Genomic DNA, 1,702 nt, shown 5'->3' with positions numbered 1-1,702 from the left:
GCGGTGACGGAGAACCGCACGGAATCCGGGTCGAATCCCGGATCGGCGCCTCCGTCCACAGTGCGAGCGTTCCGGTCATGAACGCGCTGTAGGTGGTGAATCCGCCGAGGACTCCGGTGCCGAGCAGCACCCGGACATCGGCGGATGCGGGAAGCCGTGCGGCGAGCACGCCGATCAGCAGCGCGCCGAGCAGGTTCGCGAGAAGGATCGCGACCGGGAACCCGCCCGCCTCCGGGAGGGCGAGTCCGAGGCCGAGTCGAGCCGCCGTTCCGATCGTGCCGCCCAGGGCGACGAGCAGAACGCGGCGAGGAGTCACGTCCGCCACTGTAGCCGCCGCTGCCCGCAGCCGGAGATGGCAGCGGACGACGCGAAAGTCAAGGCAGTGTGAGTCGCCCTCCGGAGGGCGTTGACTGGCCCCATGAAGCCGCTCTGGAAGATCGACGCGTCCCTCCCCCTCGGTTCGCCCTTCGAGGCGGGTGCTCAGCATGACGTCGTCATCGTCGGAGCCGGCATCACCGGTCTCACGACCGCGGTGATGCTGACCCGCGCCGGTCTCGACGTGGTCGTGATCGAGGCCGGGGAGGTCGCCGAGCTCGCCACCGGCGGGAACACCGGCAAGCTCTCCCTCCTCCAGGGCAAGCGACTCGCCGAGATCCGCCGTCATCACCCGGCCGCGCTCGTGCGCGCCTACGTCGACGCCAACCGAGAGGGCATGGACTGGCTGCTCGCGTTCGCCGACCACGCCGGCGTTCCCTACACCTGGCGCACCGACCACTCCTACGCGCAGACCCCGAATGGCCTCGAGACCGTGCGCGAGCAGCACGCGGCCGCCCGCGAAGCGGGCCTGGACACGCGGATGCTGGCACCCGGCGATCTGAGCACGATGCCGTTCCCGATCTCCGGCGCCGTCGCCCTCGACGACCAGGTCACGATCGACCCGGTGACGGTGACGCAGGCTCTCGCCCGCGAATTCCTCGAAGAGGGCGGCACCCTGCACACCGGCATCCGCGCCACCGGCGCCCACGTGCTGCCGTCATCCCGCGTCGAGACGACGGAGGGGCCCGTGTTCGGTGAGCACATCGTGCTCGCCACCGGCAGCGCCATCCTCGACCGCGGGCTGTACTTCACCAAGACGAGCGGGATGCGGTCGTACTGCGTCTCGTTCCGCGTTCCCGGTGAGGTGCTCAACAGCACCTTCCTCTCGGTCGACGGGCCGACGCGCTCGATCCGTCCGGTGTCGGATGCCGACGGTCCCGGCAGCACGGCCCAGCTGGTCGTCGGCGGCAACGGGCATCCGGTGGGGCGCTCCGACGGCGAGCGCGCGGCGGTCGACGACCTGGTCTCGTGGACCGCGCAGCACTTCCCCGGCGCGGAGGAGACCCACCGCTGGTCCGCGCAGGACTACACGTCGCACAACGAGATCCCGTTCGTCGGGGCGATGCCCCGAGGCCTCGGCGCCATCCGCTTCGCCACCGGCTATGCGAAGTGGGGCCTGTCGAACGCTCCGGCCGCCGCCCTGCGGCTGACCGCCGAGATCCTCGGCACGAGTCGGCACGACCGACCGCAGTGGATGACCGCGATCAGCACCCGGCTGACCGTGCCCGCGGATCTCGTCGAGGGCGCCGTCGAAGGCGCGAAGGTGGCCGCCGCGGCCACCGCCGGGTGGGTCGAGGCCGAGACCCGGGCGGTGCCGGTCCCCCAG

General features: G+C 71.6%; 2 protein-coding genes. One reads left to right on the top strand and one right to left on the bottom strand.

Annotated elements, in window-relative coordinates; genetic code table 11:
- On the bottom strand, positions 1-316 hold a 316-nt coding region (locus DW306_RS07220; RefSeq protein WP_240747106.1), incomplete at its 3' end, for a CrcB family protein.
- A 102-nt stretch (positions 317-418) separates the two neighbouring features.
- Between DW306_RS07220 and DW306_RS07215 the strand changes: the two genes are divergently transcribed.
- The coding region (locus tag DW306_RS07215; protein WP_136054940.1) for an FAD-binding oxidoreductase at positions 419-1,702 on the top strand (1,284 nt) is incomplete at its 3' end.

The organism is Microbacterium sp. K24 (genome assembly GCF_004794465.1).
Lineage (GTDB): Bacteria > Actinomycetota > Actinomycetes > Actinomycetales > Microbacteriaceae > Microbacterium.
This window is presented reverse-complemented; position numbering and strand designations above follow the sequence as displayed.